We start from the raw sequence: 23,488 nt of genomic DNA, 5'->3' as shown, positions 1-23,488 counted from the left end.
ATCAGACCTGAGAGGCGAGGATGCGCCGTTCCCAGGGCGTGATCTCATCGAAGAAGCTGCTGAGCTCCATCGTCTTTGTAGCAATGTAGCCTTCGATGAACTCCTTGCCGAACAGTTCACGCGCCAGATCGCTGCGTTTCAGACGCTCGATCGCAGCATGCAGGGTACAGGGAAGCAACAATTCGTCCGGCGCCTCGAATTCGCCCTGGATAGGCGCGCTCGGCTGCAGCTGCTGTTCCATCCCGTAGAGCCCGGCTGCCAGACTGGCGGCGATGGCGAGATAGGGATTGGCGTCTGCGCCGGGCAAGCGGTTCTCCACCCTTCTGGCCTCCGGCGCACTGGCTGGAATACGCAGGCCCGCCGCCCGGTTGTCGTGGGACCAGCAGGCATTGTTGGGCGACGCATAAGGGTGGCAAAGCCGCTGGTAGGAGTTCACGTTTGGCGCGAAGAGCGCGGTGAAATCCGCCATGGCCGCCTGCTGGCCACCGATGAAGTGGGCAAAGGCCGCGGTGGGCTCGCCCAGGGTATCGCTGAAGATGTTCGCCTCATCGTCGAGCGTCACCACACTCTGATGGATATGCATCGAACTGCCCGGCGTGTGCGCCAATGGCTTGGCCATGCAGACCACCTGGATGCCGTGCTTGAGCGCGACCTCCTTGAGCAGATGCTTGAACAGGAAGGTCTGGTCCGCGAGCAGCAGCGGGTCGCCATGGAGGAAGTTGATCTCAAACTGGCTGACGCCCATCTCGTGCATGAAGGTATCGCGGGACATGCCGAAAGCCGCCATGCCGCGATAGACCTCCTCGAAGAACGGCCTCAGGCCATTGTTGGAGGACACGCTGAAGGCCGAACAACCGATCTCACGACGTCCGTCCAGCCCGAGTGGCGGCTGGAAAGCCTCCGTCGGATTCGGGTTGGTCGCGAAGACAAAGAACTCCAGCTCTGTGGCGACCACGGGCTTCCAGCCGTGTTCGGCATAGCGCTCCACCACCTTGCGCAGCAGCCCCCGCGTGGACAACCCCGAAGGCCGACCGTCCAGCTCCTGGGCATCGCAGATCGCCAAGGCGCGTGGCCGATCGGCCCAAGGCAGGCAATGGATCTGGCTCGGCTCGGCGACCAGGGCCAGGTCGCCGTCGTCGCAGCCATAGAAACGGGCCGGCGGGTAACCGCCCATGATGCATTGAAGAAGCACACCCCGCGCCAGCTGCAAACGGCGGCCGGAGAGGAAGCCCTCCCCCGTCATCACCTTGCCCCGCATCACCCCGTTCAGGTCGGGGGTGACGCACTCGATCTCTTCTACACCGGCCAGTCGCTCGGCGAGCGGGCTGCGGACTTTGGTAGTCATGGTTATTGTCCTTGTGCACTACAGCCGCTCTGGATGGCGGCTTGTACAAAATACGCACCGGCCGTTCGAAATATCAAGCAGGTGAAACGGCGATTCTTCATGCCATGAAAAAGGGGTGAAGCCGCGAGGGCTTCACCCCTTTTCCGTTACTGCATCGTGCGCGTTGGCTGCCTCCTCAGCTGACGATGAAGTCCGCCTGGGTCACGGTGGCACTGGCCACGCCCACCAAAGTGATGCTGTCGGCTCCGATGGTGACCAGGGTGTCGGCCCCCACCCCAGCGATGACCACACTACCAGCGAAGTTCGCCGCGGTAATGCCCAGATTCGCGACATGCAAGCGGTCCTGGCCTCCCGCAGGAATGGCATCGAAGCCGAGAATCTGGTCCTGCCCGAAGCCCGCACCGAACTGGAAGATGTCATTGCCTGCGCCACCATTCATGGTGTCGTTGCCTGCACCGCCAACCAGGACGTCGTTCCCACCCAGTCCATTGAGAGTGTCGGCGTCACTTCCGCCCAGGATCCGGTTGGCCAGGGTATTGCCCGTGCCACTGAACGCCCCGCTGCCAATGAACACCAGGTTCTCCACGTTCGTCCCGAGACTGTAACTCGACAGCGTCGTGCGAACGACATCAGTCCCATCACCCACCGCCTCAGCCACGAAGTCCAGCGCATTGTCCACGTAGTAGGTGTCATTACCGCTGCCACCCATCATCGTGTCGGCATCCGCGCCACCATTGAGCACGTCGTTGCCGGTCAGCCCATGGAGAATGTCATTCCCGGCCAGGCCGTCGAGGGTATCAGTGCTGGTGCCACCGACCAGCCGGTTGGCCAAGGCGTTGCCGGTCCCCGTAAAGGCGCCGGCACCAAGGGAGACCAGGACCTCGAGATTGGCCCCCAGGGTGTAGCTGGACAGCGTCGTACGGACCATGTCACTCCCCTCGCCCGTATTCTCGACCACCACATCCAGCGCGTTGTCCACATAGAAGGTGTCGTCCCCGACTCCCCCCACCATACGATCAGCCCCTGCATTGCCGTTGAGGACATCATTGCCGGCTACACCGAACATCATGTCATTGCCGCCGCCACCGCTCAGGGTATCGTTCCCCACGGCACCGGCGATCACATTCGCCAGGCCGTTCCCCACCGCCGTGAAATTGCTGCTTCCGATATAGGCCAGATCCTCGACGTTGGCGCCCAGGCTGTAACTCGCAAGGGTCGTGCGCACCATGTCACGCCCGTCCCCGGCTGCCTCGGTCACCGAATCGAGCACGTTGTCGACATAGAAGGTGTCGTTGCCGGCTCCACCGGTCATGCTGTCGGCACCCGTGGCGCCATCGATCAGGTCATTGCCGGCTCCACCGTTGAGCGTGTCGTTACCACCACCGCCGTTCATCACATCGTCACCGGCGGTACCGGTCAGGATGTCGTTGCCAGGACCGCCGTTGAACGTCCCGCCGATGAAGGCGGTCGCCGCCGACGCCACCTGGTTGAGGAAGCCCTGGTCATCCGTGAAGCTCGCCACCACCCGCAGCATCAACCCAACCTGCAATGCGCCGGGGGTGAAGCTTGCCGACGTGGCACCGCCAATGTTGGTCCAGGTCGTGCCGTTGGCGGAGGACTGCCACTGGAAGCTGAACACCGAGGTGGTGGTGCCATCGGCATCGGCGATGGTGCCGCGCGTGGCCGTCAGCAGTTGGCCTTGGGCCGGCGTGGTGTCGCTGATCACTGGCGCACCAGTCGGTACATCGTTGACCTGGGTGCCCGATACCGGTGCAGTCACTGCCGAGTACACGGTCTCCAGCACGCCATTGCCGTCCTTGTAGATGGCCTTCAGGCGCATCGCCAGCCCAGCCTGGGCGGCGGTGACCAGGAAGCTCGGTCCGGTGGCGCGGGCCAGTTCGGCGCCGGCGTTCTCGATGATGATGTCTTCGAAGATGCCGTCACCACGCACGTCAGCCTGCCAGTAGTAGGACACCGGCCCGGTGACAATGCCACCCGCGTTGTTGGCATCGGTCACACCTGCAATGGATGCCACCAGGCGAGTCCCCACCTCCGGTGTGGCATCGCTGATTGTTGCCAGCCCCACAGGCCCGCTATTGAGACCAACCACCAGCGCCTCGCTGACATCGTTGAACTGCAGGCGCTCGATACCACTCAGGCGGTCGCTACCATCGCGTCCATCGACAGTGTCGGTCACGGTCCAGGTGCCATCACCGTTGTTGAGCACCGTGTAATCGGCACGATTGCCGGAAAACTCGGCGGTGTCGTAGTTGAACGCCCCATTGCCGGCGAGCAGCTCGCGAGTGACCACCAACTGACCGGGGGTGTAGCGGCCGGTAAGCATGTCGTGTACCAGCTCGGTCATGCTGAAGGCGCGGTCAATCTCCGGTCCGGTTCCGTCGGCGTTCTGCTTCACGCTGATATAGACGGTCAACGAGCGATCGCCGTCGATCCGGTCATCCCCGCCCCGGCCCGCGATGATGTCGCTACCGCTGCCACCGAGGATGATGTTACCGGCGCCGAACGAGGTGACCCCAGTGCCCAGGAATTCCCCCAACCCGGCGATCAGGCCGATGTTGGTGAGGATGCTGCCGTTCACGCCCGAGGTGGAGATGGCCGCCGCATCGCGGTCGTCACCCTTGAGGATGTCGCTGTGGGACGAACCGGACAGACCTTCCATGAACTCGAAGCGAGTCAACAGGGAAGCGGTCGACGGAGTCACCGGGGTTTCGTCGAAGGCACGCAGGTCGAACTCGATATTGACCCCCTGCGGGTCGTCGCGGAACACTGCCCAGTCGAAGCCGGAGGCACCGACATAGCGGTCGCCCTCGCCGCCATTGCCGAGCATGATGTCGTCACCACCCTCGCCATCCATGCGGTCGATGATGCCGCGCTCGCCGATGTACACATCGTTGCCGGGCACGTTGTCCAGGCCGAACTCGTTGAAGTTGTCACCGGCGTTGCCGTCAGGGCCGCCCAGTTCCAGCCAGTCATCACCCTCGTTGCCGAACTGCGCTTCGTTGCCACGGGTACCAAGGATGAAGTCGTTGCCGACGCCACCGAAGATTTCCGTGGCGTCCTCACCCGAGACGATGAAGTCGTTGCCGAAACCACCCAGCAGCAGGTTGATGCCATTGCCGCCGTGGATGACGTCGTTGCCACCGTCGCCCTGGATGTTATCGTCGCCGCCGCGGTCGGTGATGATGTCGTCGCCATCGCCTGCGCGGATCAGGTCGTTGCCGTCGCCGCCTTCAATGCGATCACGACCGCCATCGCCCCAGATCGTGTCGTCACCGATGCTGGCGATCATGACGTCGTCGCCGTCGGTACCGCCCAGCACCACGTGCTCATCACCGGTGTAGCGCAGGTAGTTGGTGTTCGCCTCGTTGTAGAACGCCGTGGCGAGATTGTCGGTATTGACCGGGTTGTCGCGGATCACCCAGGGCAGCAAGGCACTGCCGCCCTGCGGGTCTTCGCCTGGAGCAGCGAAGTCGTCGAGGCTTTCGTCGATACCCACCGTCGAGGGATCATCACCGAGAATGCCATCAGCCCCAGGGTTGACCACATCCGCGTTGAACTGCCGGGTAATGTCCACCTCCAGGATCAGGCCTGGGTCGGAGAAGATATCCCCTGGCAGGTGGATCGCGTTGGTGTTGGCCATCACCATCTTGGCGAAGGAGTTGTTCTCCAGCTCGGTGAGGAAGTTCATGCTCGCCGTGCGTTCGAGGTAGTAGAAACGATCGCCGTCCTGGAGTTTCTCCATCTGGTTCTCGAACACGAAGTTGAAGGTCGAGCCCAGCAGACCACCGAAAGGCATCTGCCTTTCAGCCAAACCACCGATCCACAGGTCGATATCGTTGACCCCAGTGGTAGCCGCGGGTCCATTGAGGAAGGCCAGACGATCCGCGGTGTCGGCGGTGAAGGTGCGCTGTTCCGCAGTCCCTTCGTTGATGATCGCATCGCCACCAAACACCAGGGCGAAGGCCACCGCACGCTTCTCGGCAGTCGTATTCACGTCAGCCGCCAGCAATTCGGCATGGGTGCCATAGGCCGCGATGAAGTTGACGATGGACGTCTGGTGCTTCAGATGAGCAGCGAAGTCGACCCAACTGGTGTAGGGCCGCAGCTGGCTGTCGCCGGTCGCGTTGTAGAAGTCCTGACGCGCCGCGTTGAGCGTGGGCACGCCGGTGTCACGGCCGCGAGCGATGTTGATGGTGGCCAGGTCCAGTGGCAATCCGAGGAGGTTGTTGCGCAATGCCTCGGTGACGAACTCGTCAATCTCGTTGCCGGCCTGGCGAGTCATGCCACGGACGATATTGCCGGCAGCCTCCTCAGCCGACAGGGCACCGTTGTTGTTGAACGCTAGCGGGTTCAGGAAGGCATCGATCAGATCCATGCTGCCCGCGTCGGTGAAGTCCGGGTTCAGCCGGTCCACAGTCTCGGTGAGCATGGAGTGGCCGAAGCGGTACACCACGTGGGCGAACTCGGCGACGATCGCCGGGTTGATCTGGGTGTCATACACCTGGGTGGCATTGAAGAACACATCCACCTGCGGCTGCACCTTGCGGGCGAACTCCTCGAACACCAGGTGCTGGTACTGCATTTCCGTCGTGAAGCGAGCCGCCTGGAACAGACGTTCGCCATTCCAGCTGCCGTCCGCATTCTGCCAATTGCTGATGAAATCCGGATCGTTGCTGGCCAGCACCACAGCCTTGATCTGATCGACCATGCGGTTGTGCTCGGCGTGGAACACATGGTGAACCGAGGTCAGCCCGATGTTCTCGTTACCACGCCCGTCGCCTGTGATGAAGTGGCGGTCGAGCAGTTCGTTGTCAAAGGTATTGGCCGGTTGGGGCAGGAACGGTTGGTTGCCTGGCCCCACCGGTAGATTCGGATCGAATGCGGGGTTCGGTACCGGACCGGTTACCGCGTCTGCATCCGCCGTCATCAACGCGCCGGTCTGGCTGTTGAACGGGTTGGCCGCATGGGCGATGTCATCCAGGAACGCATGCCCGGTGAACAGGGCGTTGCCCGGAATCGCGAGGCCGCCCGCGACGCCCTCGACGAGCACGATCTGGTCGCCAACAAGGGTGACGATCTGCGCGAACCCGTTCGCTCCCGGGATGAACTTGCCATAGAGGTCAGTCGCCAACAGCGGGACATTGCCGATGTTGCCATCGGTCAACTGGATGCCCAGCATCTGGGCGGCCTGAGCCTTGACTTCGGCCCAGGTCGGCAGGCCACCGACGCCATCGAGCATGCGACCCGTGGCGACCGGATTTCCGCTAGCGTCTGGCTCGTACTCGCGCAGGAACACCTGGTGCGAGGCGTGGGACGTATAGGTCTGGTTCTGGTCGACGAACGGCGTGGTCGTATTGAGCGGTCCGCCACCGATGATGTCGTCTGCGGTGCCCATCAAGCCGTCCTGCCCCGGAGCATCGTTGCTGGTGCGGGTGAGGATCATGAAGTTCGAGGTACCCCCCGGAACGAAGAGGGGGTCATCCGGCTGCAGCGGCACGAAGACAAAGCCATTGCCGCCCTTGGTCACCAGGTCCAGGCCATGGTCGAAGAACTGGCCGAACAGGGTGAACCAGGAGTTGAAGCCGGCGGACAGCCCCTCGTCCGGCGCGGTGTTGGGGATGAACAGCGGCTGGCCAGCCGGGATCGGTGCGCCGTTCAGGTCCAGCAGCACGCCACTGGGGTCCAGGGTTCCCAGACCGGCATCCACATAGGCCTGCACAGCGGCTGGGTTGGTGATGGTCTGGTCGACGATCAGGTTGGAGATGGTCCGCGGGTCAGTATCGGCCACATTGCCGGGGGCGCCGTAGTCGGTGTTGGTGACCACGCCTCCCGGGCCGAGGTTCATGGTGTCCCCGTCCTGGTCGTCACGGAACACGGGTGGGACCAGGTTCGGGAAAGGCTGGTCAGCCGCACCGAAGTGCTCCTGACCCGGAACCAGGTTATTGAAGGAGCCATCCACAGTGCGCAGACCAAATGCACCGCGAGAGTTAGGCACGATATCCAGCAGGTTCTCACCAGCGGCATGGCGCTCGGAGATAATGATCTGGTCGAGGATGAACTGCAGGTCGCTGCGAACCAGATGTACGCCGGGGCTGGCAACGAAGCTTTCCTGCGGTACGGCTGCTGGCGGCGCAACAACCACGTTGCCGTTCACCGCGGCAGTAGCGTTCGAGAACACGTTCTCCAGCACGCCATCGGCGTCCTTGTAGACAGCCCTCACCCGCAGCGCCAGGCCGTCGAGGTCGGCAGTCACACGGAAGCTGTCGCGTTGCGCCGTTTCCGGTCGTTCCCCGGCTTCGTTGACGATATCCACGAACAAACCCGATCCGGCAACGGTCTCTCTTTGCCAGAAGTAGGCAACCGGCCCGGTAATCGCGCCCGTCGGGTTCCCTCCGGTAATGTTGTCCGCATCGGTCACCAGCAGGGACGAAGCGGTCAGGACCTGGCCGTTCTGCGGAGTGTTATCGCTGATCTGCAGCAGCCCCTGCGGGCCGGCGTTGCCACCCGGCACCAAAGCCACGGACTGATCGTTGAACTGGAGCCGTTCGATGCCGGTCAGCCGGTCCACGCCGTCGGCACCAATGACGGTATTGCCGTCGACGTCCACCTCAAGGTGGGTCACCGTGATCACGTCGTCGCTGAAGTCCAGCGTGGTGCCGTTGTTGTTGATATCGACCTGGTAGTCGTCGAAGTTGCCCGAGTAAACCGCTGTGTCGTAGTTGGGGCCAACGGTCTGGATGACTTCACGCACGATGACCAGCTGCGACGGATTGATCGCACCCGAGAGCATGTCCGGAATCAGCGCGCCAATACTGTCGACCCGGCGAATTTCCGTGGCCGGATCGCTAGGATTGGTACGCACGCTGACATAGGCGTTGAGCGTACGATCGCCATCGATCAGGTCATCGCCGCCGCGGCCTTCGAGGATATCGCTGCCGCCACCGCCAAGGATGATGTTGCCCCCGCCGAACGACGTGACACCTGCGCCGAGGAACTCCTGCAGCCCGGCGATCAGGTCGATGCCGGCTTGGTTCAGCACGCTGCCCAGCGGACCGTTTTCAGCGATCTCCGCAGCATCCGCGTTGTCACCGCGCAGGACATCACCGAACTGCGAACCCGCCAAGCCTTCGACGAAGGCGAAGCGGTCGAAGATGCCGGCGTTGGAAGCGGGAACCGGCGGCTCGAAGAAGTCGTCGACGATCATGTCGGCCAGCACGCCGAACGGGTCGAACTTGTAGCTGACCCAGTCGAAGCCGGAGCCACCATCGAAGTGGTCGGCACCTTCCGAGCCGAAGAAGATATCGTCGCCGCCTTCACCGATCATCTCATCGAAGCCACCACCGCCGACGAAGACGTCATTGCCTGCCACCTCGTCCAGGGCGAAGGGCGAGAAGTTGTCGCCGGGGGCACCGTCCTGGGTACCGATCTCGATCCAGTCGTCGCCTTCGTTACCGGCAGTCTGCAGGTTGCCCTTGGCACCGTAGATGAAGTCGTTGCCGGTACCGCCGAAGGTTTCCGACACGTCCTCGCCAGTGATGATGAAGTCGTTTCCGGCACCGCCAAGGATCAGGTTGAAGCCGTTGCCGCCATGGATGACGTCGTTGCCGTCGTCACCCTTGATGTTATCGTCGCCGCCCATGTCCGTGATGATGTCGTCGCCGGCGCCGCCATTGAGGCTGTCCACGCCATCGCCGCCTTCGATACGGTCATTGCCGCCATCGCCCCAGATGGTGTCATCGCCGATGCTGGCGATCAGGATGTCGGCTTCGTTGGTGCCACCGAGCACCACGTGGTCTTCACCGGTGTAGCGCAGGTAGTTGGTGTCGGCTCCCGGAGTGGCCGGGTTGTCGCGGATCACCAACGGAACAAGCACATTGTCGCCCAGCGGGTCCTCGTTGGGCGTCGCGATATCGTCGGCGCTTTCATCCACAAGCGGGGTGGATGGATCATCGCCAAGAATTCCATCAGCACCGGGGTTGTTGACGACACCAGCGTTGAACTGGCGCGTCTGGTCGACTTCCAGGATCAGACCAGGAGCGGTGAAGATATCCGCCGGCAGTCGATCAACGTCGGTGTTGCGCATCACCATCTTGGCGAAGGAGTTCTGCTCCATCTCGGTGAGGAAGTTGAGTCCTGCCAAGCGGCCCAAGTAGTAGAAGCGGTCGCCGTTCTGCAGGGCCTCCAACTGGGTCTCGAAGACGAAGTTGAAGGTGGAACCCAGCAGCCCGCCGAAGGGCATCTGCTTCTCGGCCAGGCCGCCCACCCAGAAGTCCACCAGATCCAGGCCGGTAGTGGTCACTCCATTGGCGCCGCTGGCCCATTCTCCGGTGCTGTGCAAGAAGTCCAGGCGGTCCTCGGGTGCACCAGCACCACCTAGAACGATGGCCATGGCGGCGGCGCGCTTGCCATCAAGGGTCAATGCGCCGGTGATGGTGGAGTGGGTGCCATAGGCGGCGATGAAGTTGATCAGCGACGCCTCATGCTTGAGGCCGCCCATGAAGTCCACCCAGCTGCTGTAGGCCTCCAGCTGACTGTCCCCGGTCGCTTCGAAGAACTCACGGCGAGCTGCGTTGAGCGACGGGATACCGGCATCACGGCCACGGGCGATGTTAATGGTCGCCAAGTCCAGCGGCAGACCCAGCAGATTGTTGCGCAAGGCCTCGGTGACGAACTCGTCGATCTCGTTGCCCTGTTGACGGGTGACACCACGAACAATGGCTCCGGCGGCTGCATCCGCATCCGCCCCGCTGGCGGCGAACGCCAAGGGGTTGAGGAAGGCGGCGATCAGGCCTATCTCGCTGTTGACGAAGTTCGGGTCCAGACGGTCGATGGTTTCAGTCAGCATGGAGTGACCGAAGCGATACACCACGTGGGCGAACTCGGCGACGATCGACGGGTCGATGGTGGCGTCGAAGCCAGTGGGAGCGAGGAACGCATCGACATTCGGCTGCACCTTACGGGCGAACTCCTCGAACACCAGGTGCTGGTACTGCATTTCCGTGCCGAACTTGGCGGCCTGGAACAGTCGCTCGCCATTCCATACCAGAGTGGATGTATCGGCGGGAATCTGTCCGACAACGGGAACCAGCAACCACTGGTTGAGGAAATCCACATCGCCGGAACTCAGAATCACCTCCTTCGTGTGGTCCACCAGGCGGTTGTGCTCCGAGTGGAACACGTGGTGCACGGCGGTGAGACCGATGTTCTCGTTCACCCGACCGTCGCCAGCGATGTAGTGGGAGTCCAGCAATTCGTTGTCGTAGGTGGCCGGATTGCCATCGTCGGTTCCGGCAACGCCGTCAGCGTCGGCGGCCAGCAGCGCGCCGGTCTGGCTATTGAAGGGGTTCGCGCTATGGGCGATGTCATCGAGGAAGGCATGGCCGGTGCGCACAGCGTTGGCCAAACTGATGCCCTGTCCGCCGTTGGCGGTCGGATCGCCTTCGACCAAGAAGGTCCCACCGGCACCATCGCTCATTACCACTTGCGGATAGCCGTTGGCCCCCTTGATGAAGTTGCCATAGGGATCGGTAGCTAGCAGCGGAATGTTGCCCACGTCCGCATCGGTCAGGTTGATGCCAAGGACATCGCGGGCCTGGGCCTTGACCGTGGCCCAAGTGGCCATGCCGCCCAGGTCCACGTCATTGCCGTTGCCAAAGACCCCGTCCACCAGGTCACGGTTGGTAATCAGCTTGCCAGTCGTTACCGGACCGTCAGCAGTCGTGACATAGGCACGCAGGAACACCTGGTGCGAGGGGTGCGAACTGTAGGTCTGGTTCTGGTCGACGAAGGGCGAGGTGGTGTTGGTGTGCTCGTGGATATCGTCCTCGGTACCCAATACACCATCCGCACCCGGCTGGTTGGTGGCACGGGTCAGGACCAGGAAATTGGTCGCGCTGTTCGGGTTGAACAGCGGATCGTCCTCTTGCAGCTGAATGAAGATGGTCCCGCTGCCCCCCTTGCTCACCAAGTCCAGACCATGGTCGAAGAACTGGCCGAAGAAAGTGAACCAGGAGTTGAACGGTGCCGACAGGCCCTCATCCGGTGTGGTGTTGGGGATGAAGAACACCTCCTGGTCATCCGGCGTGCCAAAGATGCCATCGAGTCCCGGGCTCAGGACGGGAGCCGCGCCACCGTTGGCTTCCACCGCCGCCGGATTATTGGCGGTCTGGTCGACGATCAAGTTACTGATGGTCCTCGGCTGCGAGTCGAACACTAAACCACTGGTCTGGCTGTAGGTCGTCCCGTTATCTGCAATGCGGAAAACCGGATCGAGCAAGCGCGGAAACAGGTTGTCCGCCGCCCCGAACTCGGTCTGCCCCAGCACCAGGTGGTTGAATGATCCGTCGACGGTCCGCAGTCCCCAGGGAACCTGTGAATTCGGCAGCAGTAGCGACAGGTCCTCACCTGCCGCATGGGCTTCAGAGATCAGGATCTGCTGGAGAATGAACTCGAGGTCAGACTTGATGTAGGTGGCCATGGTGTTGTTTTCCTCAATCCGACAGCAATTAGTCAGGCCGAATCACACCCACGCGGGGGCAATTCCACGTTTCTTCGAAGGAAATCGATCAAGCCGGGCAAATCGCAGTCGCGGCCGAACCCGCCAAGCCTTGGAAGTGGCTCAGTTCCGACTGAATGGATTTGTCCCCGTCAGCGCCGCGCTCAAAGGCGGCACTTCAACTCAGGCGAGGGGTGGGCCGTGGAAACGGACCTGGGGGGCGGCACAGGCTGAAGGGCCATTTGGCCCACTGCGCGAGAATGAATCGATGCTCATTGCGGTGTTCTCCCTAGCACTCTTGTGGCGGGCGCCACAGCGATGTCCCTCAACGCCGCTGCGTGCCAAAAAACAGTCATGCTCGTTCACACCCTGACTAAAGCCCCGGCCCTAGGCACTGTCAATAAAACGTCAGCATGTGTTTCTAAATGTAAAAACACATTAAGCTAATGATTTAAAAGGATTAGTTGACTAATTCAAGTGCACCAAGTGCATTCAACATGCGGTAGCACTCTTCCAACGGTCCTGGCACGCTCTTCTCCTGACAGCTAGAAGTGGCGTTCTAGAGCGGCTTCTGGTCGTATTCCCACTTATCAGCGGATTACAACCGTTGACTCAAGTGGGAAATCCGGGCAATTCACCGGCACCTTTTTTGCTTGATAAAGAGTAGACGGGGCGGCCCATACGCCAGAAACTTGGCGACACCGATTCAGCAGTCCAAAAGTGCCGAAATAGGGCCTGGCAATCGATCTGGCGAGCGATTCTGCCAGGCATGAAAAAGGGGTGAAGCCGCGAGGGCTTCACCCCTTTTCCGTTACTGCATCGTGCGCGTTGGCTGCCTCCTCAGCTGACGATGAAGTCCGCCTGGGTCACGGTGGCACTGGCCACGCCCACCAAAGTGATGCTGTCGGCTCCGATGGTGACCAGGGTGTCGGCCCCCACCCCAGCGATGACCACACTACCAGCGAAGTTCGCCGCGGTAATGCCCAGATTCGCGACATGCAAGCGGTCCTGGCCTCCCGCAGGAATGGCATCGAAGCCGAGAATCTGGTCCTGCCCGAAGCCCGCACCGAACTGGAAGATGTCATTGCCTGCGCCACCATTCATGGTGTCGTTGCCTGCACCGCCAACCAGGACGTCGTTCCCACCCAGTCCATTGAGAGTGTCGGCGTCACTTCCGCCCAGGATCCGGTTGGCCAGGGTATTGCCCGTGCCACTGAACGCCCCGCTGCCAATGAACACCAGGTTCTCCACGTTCGTCCCGAGACTGTAACTCGACAGCGTCGTGCGAACGACATCAGTCCCATCACCCACCGCCTCAGCCACGAAGTCCAGCGCATTGTCCACGTAGTAGGTGTCATTACCGCTGCCACCCATCATCGTGTCGGCATCCGCGCCACCATTGAGCACGTCGTTGCCGGTCAGCCCATGGAGAATGTCATTCCCGGCCAGGCCGTCGAGGGTATCAGTGCTGGTGCCACCGACCAGCCGGTTGGCCAAGGCGTTGCCGGTCCCCGTAAAGGCGCCGGCACCAAGGGAGACCAGGACCTCGAGATTGGCCCCCAGGGTGTAGCTGGACAGCGTCGTACGGACCATGTCACTCCCCTCGCCCGTATTCTCGACCACCACATCCAGCGCGTTGTCCACATAGAAGGTGTCGTCCCCGACTCCCCCCACCATACGATCAGCCCCTGCATTGCCGTTGAGGACATCATTGCCGGCTACACCGAACATCATGTCATTGCCGCCGCCACCGCTCAGGGTATCGTTCCCCACGGCACCGGCGATCACATTCGCCAGGCCGTTCCCCACCGCCGTGAAATTGCTGCTTCCGATATAGGCCAGATCCTCGACGTTGGCGCCCAGGCTGTAACTCGCGAGTGTCGTGCGCACCATGTCACGCCCGTCCCCGACTGCCTCGGTCACCGAATCGAGCACGTTGTCGACATAGAAGGTGTCGTTGCCGGCTCCACCGGTCATGCTGTCGGCACCCGTGGCGCCATCGATCAGGTCATTGCCGGCTCCACCGTTGAGCGTGTCGTTACCACCACCGCCGTTCATCACGTCGTCGCCAGCCCCACCGGTCAGGATGTCGTTGCCAGGACCGCCGTTGAACGTCCCGCCGATGAAGGCGGTCGCCGCCGACGCCACCTGGTTGGCAAAGCCCTGGTCATCCGTGAAGCTCACCACCACCCGCAGCATCAACCCGACCTGCGCCGCGCCGGGGGTGAAGTTCGTCGTGGAGGCACCGCCGATGTTGGTCCAGGTCGTGCCGTTGGTGGAGGACTGCCACTGGAAGCTGAACACCGAGGTGGTGGTGCCATCGGCATCGGCAATGGTGCCCTGGCTCGCAGTTAGCGCCACACCTTGGAAGAACGATGCTCCACTGATCACCGGCGCACCGGTCGGTACATCGTTGACCTGGGTGACAGCTACCGTATCCGTCACATTCGACAGGACAGTCTCCAGCACGCCGTTAGCGTCCTTGTAGATGGCCATCACCCGCAGGGCCAGGCCAGCCAGATCCTCGGTGACGCGGAACGTCCGGCCGGTGGCGCGGGACACCTCACCGGCAGCGACGAAGGTGATGTCTTCGAAGATGCCCGAGCCCGCGACGGTTTCCACCTGCCAGTAGTAGGACACCGGACCGGTGATGGTACCGCCGGCATTGTCGGCATCGGTGACGCCGGCCAGGGATGCGGTCAGCAACGAGCCAACCTCAGGCGTACCGTCGCTAATGCTCACGGCGCCCACCGGACGGGCATCAGTGCCGGACAGATCGATGATCCCGTCGGTGAACTGCAGCCGCTCGATGCTGGTGAGGCGGTCAACGCCATCACGACCAGCCACCAGGTCGGTCACCGTCACAGAGCCGTCCAGGTTGGTGACGAAGTCGTACTCCGACGAAAGGCCCCGATAGGCCGCCGTATCCAGCGCCGCATCGCCCTGCAGGATCTCCCGCACGATCACCAATTGCCCCGGGTTGTAAGTTCCGTTGACCATGAGCGGCACCATCTCGGCCATGCTGTTGAAACTGGCGATTTCCGGGCCTGAGCCGTCCAGGTTCTGACGTACGCTGATGCGCACGTTCAGCCACTTGTCGCCATCGATCAGGTCATCGCCGCCGCGCCCCATGAGGATATCGCTGCCGCTGCCGCCGAGGATGATGTTGCCGCCGTCGAAGAAGGTGACCCCGGCGCCGAGGAACTCCTGCAGACCCGAGATCAGCGCGATGTTGGTCAGCACGCTGCCCTTGGCTCCAGCTGTCGGCAGCGTAGTGGCATCGGAGTCGTCGCCGCTGATCACATCACCGAAGGCGGAGCCTGACAGGCCTTCGACGAAGTCGAAGCGGGCCAGTACCGAGGCACCCGAGCCCGGTTGTTGCGGTTGGTCGAAGAAGCGATCGCTGATGTCGATCGTGACACCGCGAGTATCGTTCTTGAAGGTCGCCCAGTCGTAGCCTGAAGCACCGATGTAGCGATCACCCAGGCCGGCGCTGCCGACCATGATGTCGTCACCGCCCTCAGCGTTGAACTTGTCGTTCTCCCCACTGCCGACATAGACGTCGTTGCCCGCGATCGGGTCGTTGCCGGCCGGATCGAAGTTGTCGCCAGGGGCGCCGTCCGAGGTACCGGCTTCCAGCCAGTCATCCCCTTCATTACCCATGTCCTGCTCGTTGGCCTTGGAGCCCAGGATGAAGTCGTTGCCCTGTCCACCGAAGGCCTCACTGGCGTCTTCACCGGTGATGATGAAGTCGTTACCGAAACCTCCGAGGATCAGGTTGACGCCATTGCCGCCCTGGATCACGTCGTTGCCGTTGTCACCCTTGATGTTGTCGTCGCCACCCACGTCCGTGATGATGTCGTCGCCGTCGCCACCATTGATGAAGTCATTGCCGTACCCACCATCCAGGCGGTCGTTGCCGCCGTCGCCGTAGAGAGTGTCGTCACCCTCGCTGGAGCGCAGGATGTCGTTGCCGGCGCTACCGCCCAGCACCACATGGTCGGGTCCGCGGTACAACAGGTAGTTGGTATCGGCCCCGGGAGTGTCCGGGTTGTCGCGACTAACCAGTGGCAGCAGCGGGTTGTCACCCAGCGGGTCGGAGTTGCCGGCGATGCCGTCGGCGCCCACTACATCGTCCAGCGTGCCCTGGATGCCATCGAGCCCTGCATCGTTGAGGCCGGTGTGCTGCAGCAACGGATTGACTTCAAGGGTGAAGGCCGGGGTCAGGAAGACCACGCCCGGTAGGTGAGTAGCAGCAGTGTTGGCCATGATCAGCTTGGCGAACGAGTTGCCTTCCAGTTCGGCGTTGAAGTTCAGGCCGGCGGTGCGCTCCAGGTAGTAGAAGCGGTCACCGTCCTGGAGTTTCTCCAGCTGGTTCTCGAACACGAAGTTGAAGGTCGAGCCCAGCATGCCGCCGAAGGGCGTGACCTTCTCGGCCAGGCCACCGATCCAGAAGTCCACCAGGTTCAGGCCGGTCTCCACGCCAGCCCAGGTGCCGGTGCTGTTAAGGAAGTCCAGTCGATCGGCCGGCGCACCAGCGCCGCCAAGGACGATGGCCGTGGCCGCCGCGCGTTTCTCGGCCAGGGTCGTTGCCGTCACATCGATGGAATCATGGGTACCGTAGGCCGCGATGAAGTTGATCAGCGACTCCGGATGCTTCAGGTGCATCACCATATCCGCCCAACTGACGTAGGGCTTCAGGTTGGCGTCGCCGGTGGCTTCATAGAACTGCGCGCGGGCATGGTTGAGCGTTGCCACGCCCGTGTCACGGCCCCGGGCGATGTTCAGTGCGGCGAGGTCGAGGGGCAGGCCCACCAGGTTGTTGCGCAGGGCCTCGGTGACGAACTCGTCGATCTGGTTGCCCACGGTGCGGGTCACGCCACGGACGATGGCGCTGGTGGCGTCTTCCGGGGTCAGCCCGCTGGCAGCATAGGCCAGGGGGTTGAGGAAGGCCGCGATCAGGCCCAGTTGCTGGTCGTTGGTCGGGTGCAGCGGGTCGACCGTGATCGGGTTGAAGTTGGCGTCGAAGCGGTCGACCGTCTCGGTCAGCATCGAGTGGCCGAAACGGTAAACCGTGTGGGCGAACTCGGCGACGATCGAGGGATCCAGGTTGACGTCATAGACCTGGGTCGGCGCAAAGAACGGGTCGATGTTCGGCTGGATGGTCCGCGCAAACTCCTCGAACACCAGGTGCTGGTACTGCATTTCGGTACCGAACTTGGCGGCCTGGAACAGACGCTCGCCGTTCCACTGCAGGGCCGCGATCTCGGCCGGGGTGGTCGGGAAGGTGGTGACAGGGGTCAGCAGCCACTCGTTGATGAAGGCCACGTCGTTGCTGGCCAGCACGGTGCTCTTGGTCTGCTCCACCAGGCGGTTGTGTTCCGAGTGGAAGATCGCGTGCACGGCGGTCAGGCCGATGTTTTCGTTGACCCGGCCGTCGCCCGCCATGTAGTGGGCATCCAGCAGTTCGCCATCGTAGGTACCGGCTGGCTGTGGAGCTCCGACCTGGCTGTTGATGACGCCGTCATTGTCCCGCACCAGCCCCGGTGCTGCCGAAGGATCGGCGGCATGGGCGATGTCGATGAGGAACTGGTGCCCGGTGCCGACCGCGCCGGCCAGGCTGATCCCCACACCACCGTTGGCGGCAGGGTCGCCTTCGAGCAGCACATCGTCCGCAGTTCCCGGGAGACCGTCCGGACCGACGAAGACCACCATCGGGAATCCATTCGGACCCTTGATGAAGTTGCCATAGTCGTCGGTGGCCAGCAGCGGCACATCGAACACATTGGCATCGGTCAGATTGATCCCCAGCATGTCGCGGGCCTGAGCCTTGACTACTGCCCAGGTGGCCATGCCACCGATTTCCAGGTCGTCGGCGGTACCGAACTGACCGTCAGCGCCCAGGTTGCGGTTGGTGACCAGCTCACCGGTGGCCACCGGACCACCGGCCGTCATCACGTACTCGCGCAGGAACACCTGGTGCGACGGGTGCGAGCTGTAGGTCTGGTTCTGGTCGACGAAGGGCGAGGTGGTGTTCTCGTTCTGCCCAGCTACACCGCCCACTTGGGTGGCACGAGTCAGGACCATGAAGTTGGTCGGGCTGCCCACCACGAAGCGTGGATCATCCGGTTGCAACGGGATGAACACCGTACCGCTGCCACCCTTGGTGACCAGGTCCAGGCCGTGGTCGAAGAACTGCCCGAAGAAGGTCATCCAGGCGTTGAACGGCGCGGTCAGGCCGGCGTCCGGCATGGTGTTCGGGATGAAATTCACCTGCTGGTCATCGGCCGTACCGAACAGGCCATCCAGGCCGGGGCTGGTCACCAGGGTGGAGCCATTGGTACCCGCAGCGGCAGCGACCGCCGCCGGGTTGTTGTTGGTCTGGTCGACGATCAGGTTACTGATGGTGCGCGGGTCGCTGTCCACCACGTTGGTGGAGGAGTTGTAGTTGGTGTTGGTCACACCGAGGAACGGCGCCTCATCCTGCTCATTGGTGAACTCCGCCGGCAGCAGCCGCGGGAATGTATTGTCGGCAGCGCCGAACTGGCTCTGGTCGATGCCGGAGAAGTTCAGCAGGTTGTTGAACTCGCCGGTGACAGTACGCAAGCCCATCGAAGCACGGATGTTGGGTAGCAGGGACAGCAGGTCCGCGCCATTGGCGTGAGCTTCGGCGACGCGGATCTGGTCAAGGATGAAGTCCAGGTCCCCACGAACCAACTGGACGCCAGGCCCACCGGCGGTGATCGCCGGCCCTGGGTCCACCGCAGTGGTGGGTGGCGGCGGGGTGAAGGGCGCCACGGCAGCGGTAGCCGCCGAGAATACCTGCTCAGTCACGCCATTGCCGTCGGCATAGACACCTTTTACCCGGATCGACAGCCCGGCCAGGTCGGGTGTGATGCGGAAGCGGATGCCGTTGGCGCTCTGGAAGGCCAGATCGCCCGCCGGAGCGGCAATGATGTCCTCGAACACACCGGTGCCTGGGTTGCGTTCCACCTGCCACACGTAGTTGACATCGGTGATGGCCCCTGGGTTGTCGGCATCAGTGACGCCAGCAGCCGAAACCGTGAGGAAGTCGCCCACCTGCAGGCCGCCGCCATTGGTATCGGTGATGGTCAGCGATCCGACCGGCTCGGCGTTGAGGCCGGCGACCAGCACCTGACGGGCGTCCGAGAACTGAATGCGTTCGACGTTGGTCAGGCGGTCGATGCCGTCACGGCCAGCCACCGAGTCAGTCACCGTAAAGGAGCCGTCGGCATTGGCGACGACGGTGTATTCGCCGGCGCGCCCCTGGTAATTGGCAGTGTCGAAGTCCGCACCACCGTTGACCAGCTCACGCACGGCCACCAGTTGGCCGGGGTTGAAGGTGTGGTTCAGCATCAGCGGAATCAGGTCCACCATGCTGTCGAAGCTGGCGATCTCCGGTCCGGTGCCGTCGACGTTCTGGCGCACGCTGATACGCACGTTCAGCATCAGGTCACCCTCGATCAAGTCGTTGCCGCCGCGACCTTCCATGATGTCGCTACCGCCACCGCCGAGGATGATGTTGCCGCCGATGAAGGTGTCCACCAGGTCGTCCGCGGTGCCAAGAATGGCGTCCGCCCCGACGCTGGCCTGGGTACCGACAAACGCACGCAGGCCGGTGATCAGGTCAAGGTTGGTCAGCGCGCCGCCAGTGGCGCCACCGTGGTTGATGATGGTGGTCGGGTCGACGTCATCGCCGCGCAGGATATCGGCGAAGGCGGAACCGGACAGACCTTCCACTTCAGCGAAACGGTCGAAGATCGAGGCTGGTGACTGGGCCACCGGGAAGGCGATGTGGTCACCCACCTCACCGATACCAAGGAACGCCGCCAGGGCCAGGTCGACGGTTACGCCGATGTTGTCATTCTTGTAGGTCACCCAGTCATAGCCGGACATGCCGTCCATCTTGTCCTGGGCATCACTGCCGACGAAGATATCGTCGCCGCCCTCCCCGATCATCTCGTCGAAGCCGCCGCCGCCGATGAACACATCGTTGCCGATGATGTTGTCAGCCAGCAGGGGCGCAAAGTTGTCGCCAGGCGCACCGTCCTGGGTACCCCACTCGATCCAGTCATCACCCTCGTTACCGGTGGGCGGCAGGCTGGTCTTGGCGCTATAGATGAAGTCGTCGCCCTGGCCGCCGAAGGTGGTGGACATGTCTTCGCTGGTGACGATGAAGTCCTTGCCGTTGCCGCCGAGGATCAGGTTACCGACGCCGCCAGCCATCATGTTGCCGACATGGATCACATCGTTGCCGTCGCCGCCTTCCATGCGGTTGTCGCCGCCGGCATCGGTGATGATGTCATCGCCTGCGCCGCCCATGACGGTGTCGTTGCCGTAACCGCCCTCCAGCACGTCGTCGCCGCCATCGCCATAGAGGGTGTCGTCACCTTCGCCGGAAATGATGGTGTCGTTGTTTGCGGTACCGCCGAGCACCACATGGTCCTCGCCGGTGTAGCGCAGGTAATTGGTTTCAACAGCCGCGGTGTTGGGATCGTCGCGAATAACCAGCGGGGTGATTTCCACGCCGTTGATGAGGATGCCGCCAGTGGGGTCGTCGCGCCCGGTAACGCCCAGGCCGGTGTGCTGGGCTGCCTGGTTGACCTCAAGGGTCCAGGTCGGGGTTGAGAAGATCGCGTTCGGCAGGTGAGTGACGTCGGTGTTGAGCATCACCAGTTTGGCGAAGGAGTTGTTCTCCAGCTCCGTGCCGAAGTGCATCCCCGCGGTGCGCGACAGATAGTAGAAGCGGTCGCCGTTCTGCAGGGCCTCCAACTGGGTCTCGAAGACGAAGTTGAAGGTCGAACCCAGCATGCCGCCAAAGGGCATCTTCTCTTCGGCCAGGCCGCCGATCCAGAAGTCCACCAGATCGAGGCCGGTGGTGGTCACGCCGTCGGCGCCACTGGCCCAGGCGCCGGTGCTGTGCAGGAAGTCCTGACGGTCGGCCGGCTCACCGGCGCCACCCAGCACCAACAAGGTCGCCGCCGCGCGCTTGGCCGCCAGAGAGGTGGCGCCGGTAATGCTGGAGTGCGTGCCGTAAGCAGCAATGAAGTTGATCAGCGACTCCATGTGCTTGAGGTGATCGGCAAAGTCCACCCAACTGGTATAGGGGGTCAGTTGCTCGTCGCCGGTCATGTGATAGAACTCGCGGCGTGCTGCGTTCAGCGACGGAATACCGGCGTCGCGGCCACGAGCGATGTTCAGTGCCGCCAGGTCAAGCGGCAGGCCCACCAGGTTATTGCGCAGGGCCTCAGTGACGAACTCATCGATCTCGTTGCCCACGGTGCGGGTCAGGCCACGCACGATCGCACCGGCCGCTTCTTCGGCGCTCGGGCCGCTGGCGGCATAGGCCAATGGGTTGAGGAAGGCGGCGATGAGGCCGATCTGCTGGTCGTTGGTCGGGTGCAGCGGATCGACCGTGACCGGGTTGAAGTTCGGGTCGAAGCGGTCGATGGTCTCGGTCAGCATCGAGTGGCCGAAACGGTAAACCGTGTGGGCGAACTCGGCGACGATGGACGGATCAATGGTGGTGTCATAGCCGGACGGTGCCAGGAATCCATCCACCTGCGGCTGGATGGTCCGGGCGAATTCTTCGAACACCAGGTGCTGGTACTGCATTTCGGTGCCGAACTTGGCGGCCTGGAACAGACGCTCGCCGTTCCAGTTGAGGGTCGAGGTGTCGGCGGGGATGGTGACTACGGGCGTCAGCAGCCATTGATTGAGGACCGCCACATCACCGGAAGCCAGCAGTGTCGCCTTGGTCTGTTCCACCAGGCGGTTGTGCTCGGAGTGGAACACGTGGTGCACGGTGGTCAGGCCGATGTTCTCGTTGACCCGGCCGTCGCCAGCCATGTAGTGGGCATCGAGCAGTTCGCCGTCATAGGTACCGGCCGGCTGGACACCACCGATCACGCCGTTGTTGTCGCGCACCAGCCCAGCTGCGGCCGAGGGGTCGGCACTATGGGCGATGTCGATAAGGAACTGGTGGCCGGTGCCGACCGCATTGGTCAGGTCGATGGGCGCCAGCGGATTGCCTTCCACCAGGAAGTCGTCAGCGGTGCCGGCCAGGCCATCGGCCCCTTTCATGACGACTTGCGGGAAGCCGTTCGGGCCCTTGATGAAGTTGCCATAGGCATCGGTGGCCAGCAGCGGCACATCGAAGACGTTGGCGTCGGTCAGGTTGATCCCGAGGATGTCACGGGCCTGCGCCTTGACCACCGCCCAGGTGGCCATGCCGCCGATTTCCACGTCATCGGCGGTGCCGAAGTCGCCATCGGCGCCCAAGGCGCGGTTGGTGATCAGCCTGCCGGTCGCGTGCGGTTCACCATCGGCGCCAATCGCATAGGCGCGCAGGAACACCTGGTGCGACGGGTGCGAGCTGTAGGTCTGGTTCTGGTCGACGAAGGGCGAGGTGGTGTTCTCGTTCTGCCCGAGTACACCGCCCACTTGGGTGGCGCGGGTCAGGACCATGAAGTTGGTCGGGCTGCCCACCACGAAGCGCGGGTCATCCGGTTGCAGCGGGATGAAGACGATGTCATTGCCGCCTTTGGTGACCAGGTCCAGGCCGTGGTCGAAGAACTGCCCGAAGAAGGTCATCCACGCATTGAAGGGGGCGGACAGGCCGCCGTCTGGCGCGACGTTGGGAATGAAGAAGGTCGGCGTGTCATCGCCCGTACCGAACAGCCCGTCGAGACCAGGGCTGGTCACGATCTGGGCGCCGTCCTTCAGCACATCGTCGGCGGTCCCGAGGGTCCCGTCCGGCCCCGGATCGAAGGCCGCCGCCACCACTGCAGGATTATTGGCGGTCTGGTCGACAATCAGGTTGCTGATCGTCCTCGGCTGGGAGTCGATCACCGTGCCCGTGATCTGCGCGTAGGAAGTTCCTGCCTCCGCAGGCCGGAACACCGGGTCCAGCAGGCGCGGGAAAATGCTATCCGCGGCGCCGAACTGGGACTGGTCAGCGAACAGGTTGTTGAACGAGCCATCGATGGTGCGCAGGCCGAAAGGCACCTGCACGTTGGGTAGCAGGTCGCGAAGATCCTCCCCGGAAGCGTGTGCTTCGGCGATGAGAATCTGCTGGAGGATGAAATCCAGGTCCGCGAGGTTGAAATTGGCCATTTTGCTGATTCCTCACTTCCGACTGCGTAGGGGCGTGCGCCATGGCAGCAAGGTCATGCGCCACGCTTTCGACTTGACTTCGGGATTTGGGGGATTAGATGACGCCTACCTTGAAGCGACGCAGGTGCTAGCGCAGTTCATGCTCTTCAGCAGGAGGTTCTATCCCTGACGGTACCGGCGAAGTTGGCCGGCACCTGGGTCAATGACCCGGCGGGTCGTGATATTCGGAAAGATGAGAGGAAATGGGCGAAATCGCCCCTTGGGACAGGACTCGAAAGACAGTGCTCATGACGTTCTCCCTAGCTTTTATTGTTTCCCGGCTAAGGCTGCAGCGCCCTCACGATGCAGCTGCCTACGATGCGAAACAATTTCTTACACACCTGACTAAAGATTCGGCCAAAAACACTGTCAAGCGACCGTCGGAATGACCAATATCGCAACATTTACAACTCTAAGTTGTTGTTATTACGGCTTTTTACAATGAAATAAGT

3 protein-coding genes are annotated in these 23,488 nt (G+C 62.6%); all 3 read right to left on the bottom strand.

Annotation, left to right across the window (positions count from 1 at the left end; translation table 11 throughout):
* Position 1: 1 nt before the first annotated feature.
* The 3 genes from D6Z43_RS01125 to D6Z43_RS01115 all read right to left on the bottom strand — a co-directional run bounded on the left by D6Z43_RS01125 (position 2) and on the right by D6Z43_RS01115 (position 22,997).
* On the bottom strand, positions 2-1,243 hold the full coding sequence (locus D6Z43_RS01125; protein ID WP_162945883.1) for a glutamine synthetase family protein: 1,242 nt from the start codon (positions 1,241-1,243) through the stop codon (positions 2-4).
* 277 nt (positions 1,244-1,520) lie between these two features.
* On the bottom strand, positions 1,521-11,843 hold the full coding sequence (locus D6Z43_RS01120) for a peroxidase family protein (protein ID WP_120649884.1): 10,323 nt from the start codon (positions 11,841-11,843) through the stop codon (positions 1,521-1,523).
* Between the two features lie 858 nt (positions 11,844-12,701).
* On the bottom strand, positions 12,702-22,997 hold the full coding sequence (locus tag D6Z43_RS01115; RefSeq protein ID WP_120649883.1) for a peroxidase family protein: 10,296 nt from the start codon (positions 22,995-22,997) through the stop codon (positions 12,702-12,704).
* Between the last annotated feature and the right edge of the window lie 491 nt (positions 22,998-23,488).

The sequence above is a fragment of the Pseudomonas sp. DY-1 genome (assembly GCF_003626975.1).
GTDB lineage: Bacteria > Pseudomonadota > Gammaproteobacteria > Pseudomonadales > Pseudomonadaceae > Metapseudomonas.
The sequence above is the reverse complement of the archived record's forward strand: the minus strand, read 5'-3'. Positions and strand labels throughout refer to the sequence as shown.

Bases quoted from the DNA above. Each gene is read 5' to 3' on its own strand.
- D6Z43_RS01125 (WP_162945883.1), bottom strand. From the start codon at position 1,243: ATGACGGGGGAGGGCTTCCTCTCCGGCCGCCGTTTGCAGCTGGCGCGG.
- D6Z43_RS01120 (WP_120649884.1), bottom strand. From the start codon at position 11,843: ATGGCCACCTACATCAAGTCTGACCTCGAGTTCATTCTCCAGCAGATC.
- D6Z43_RS01115 (WP_120649883.1), bottom strand. From the start codon at position 22,997: ATGGCCAATTTCAACCTCGCGGACCTGGATTTCATCCTCCAGCAGATT.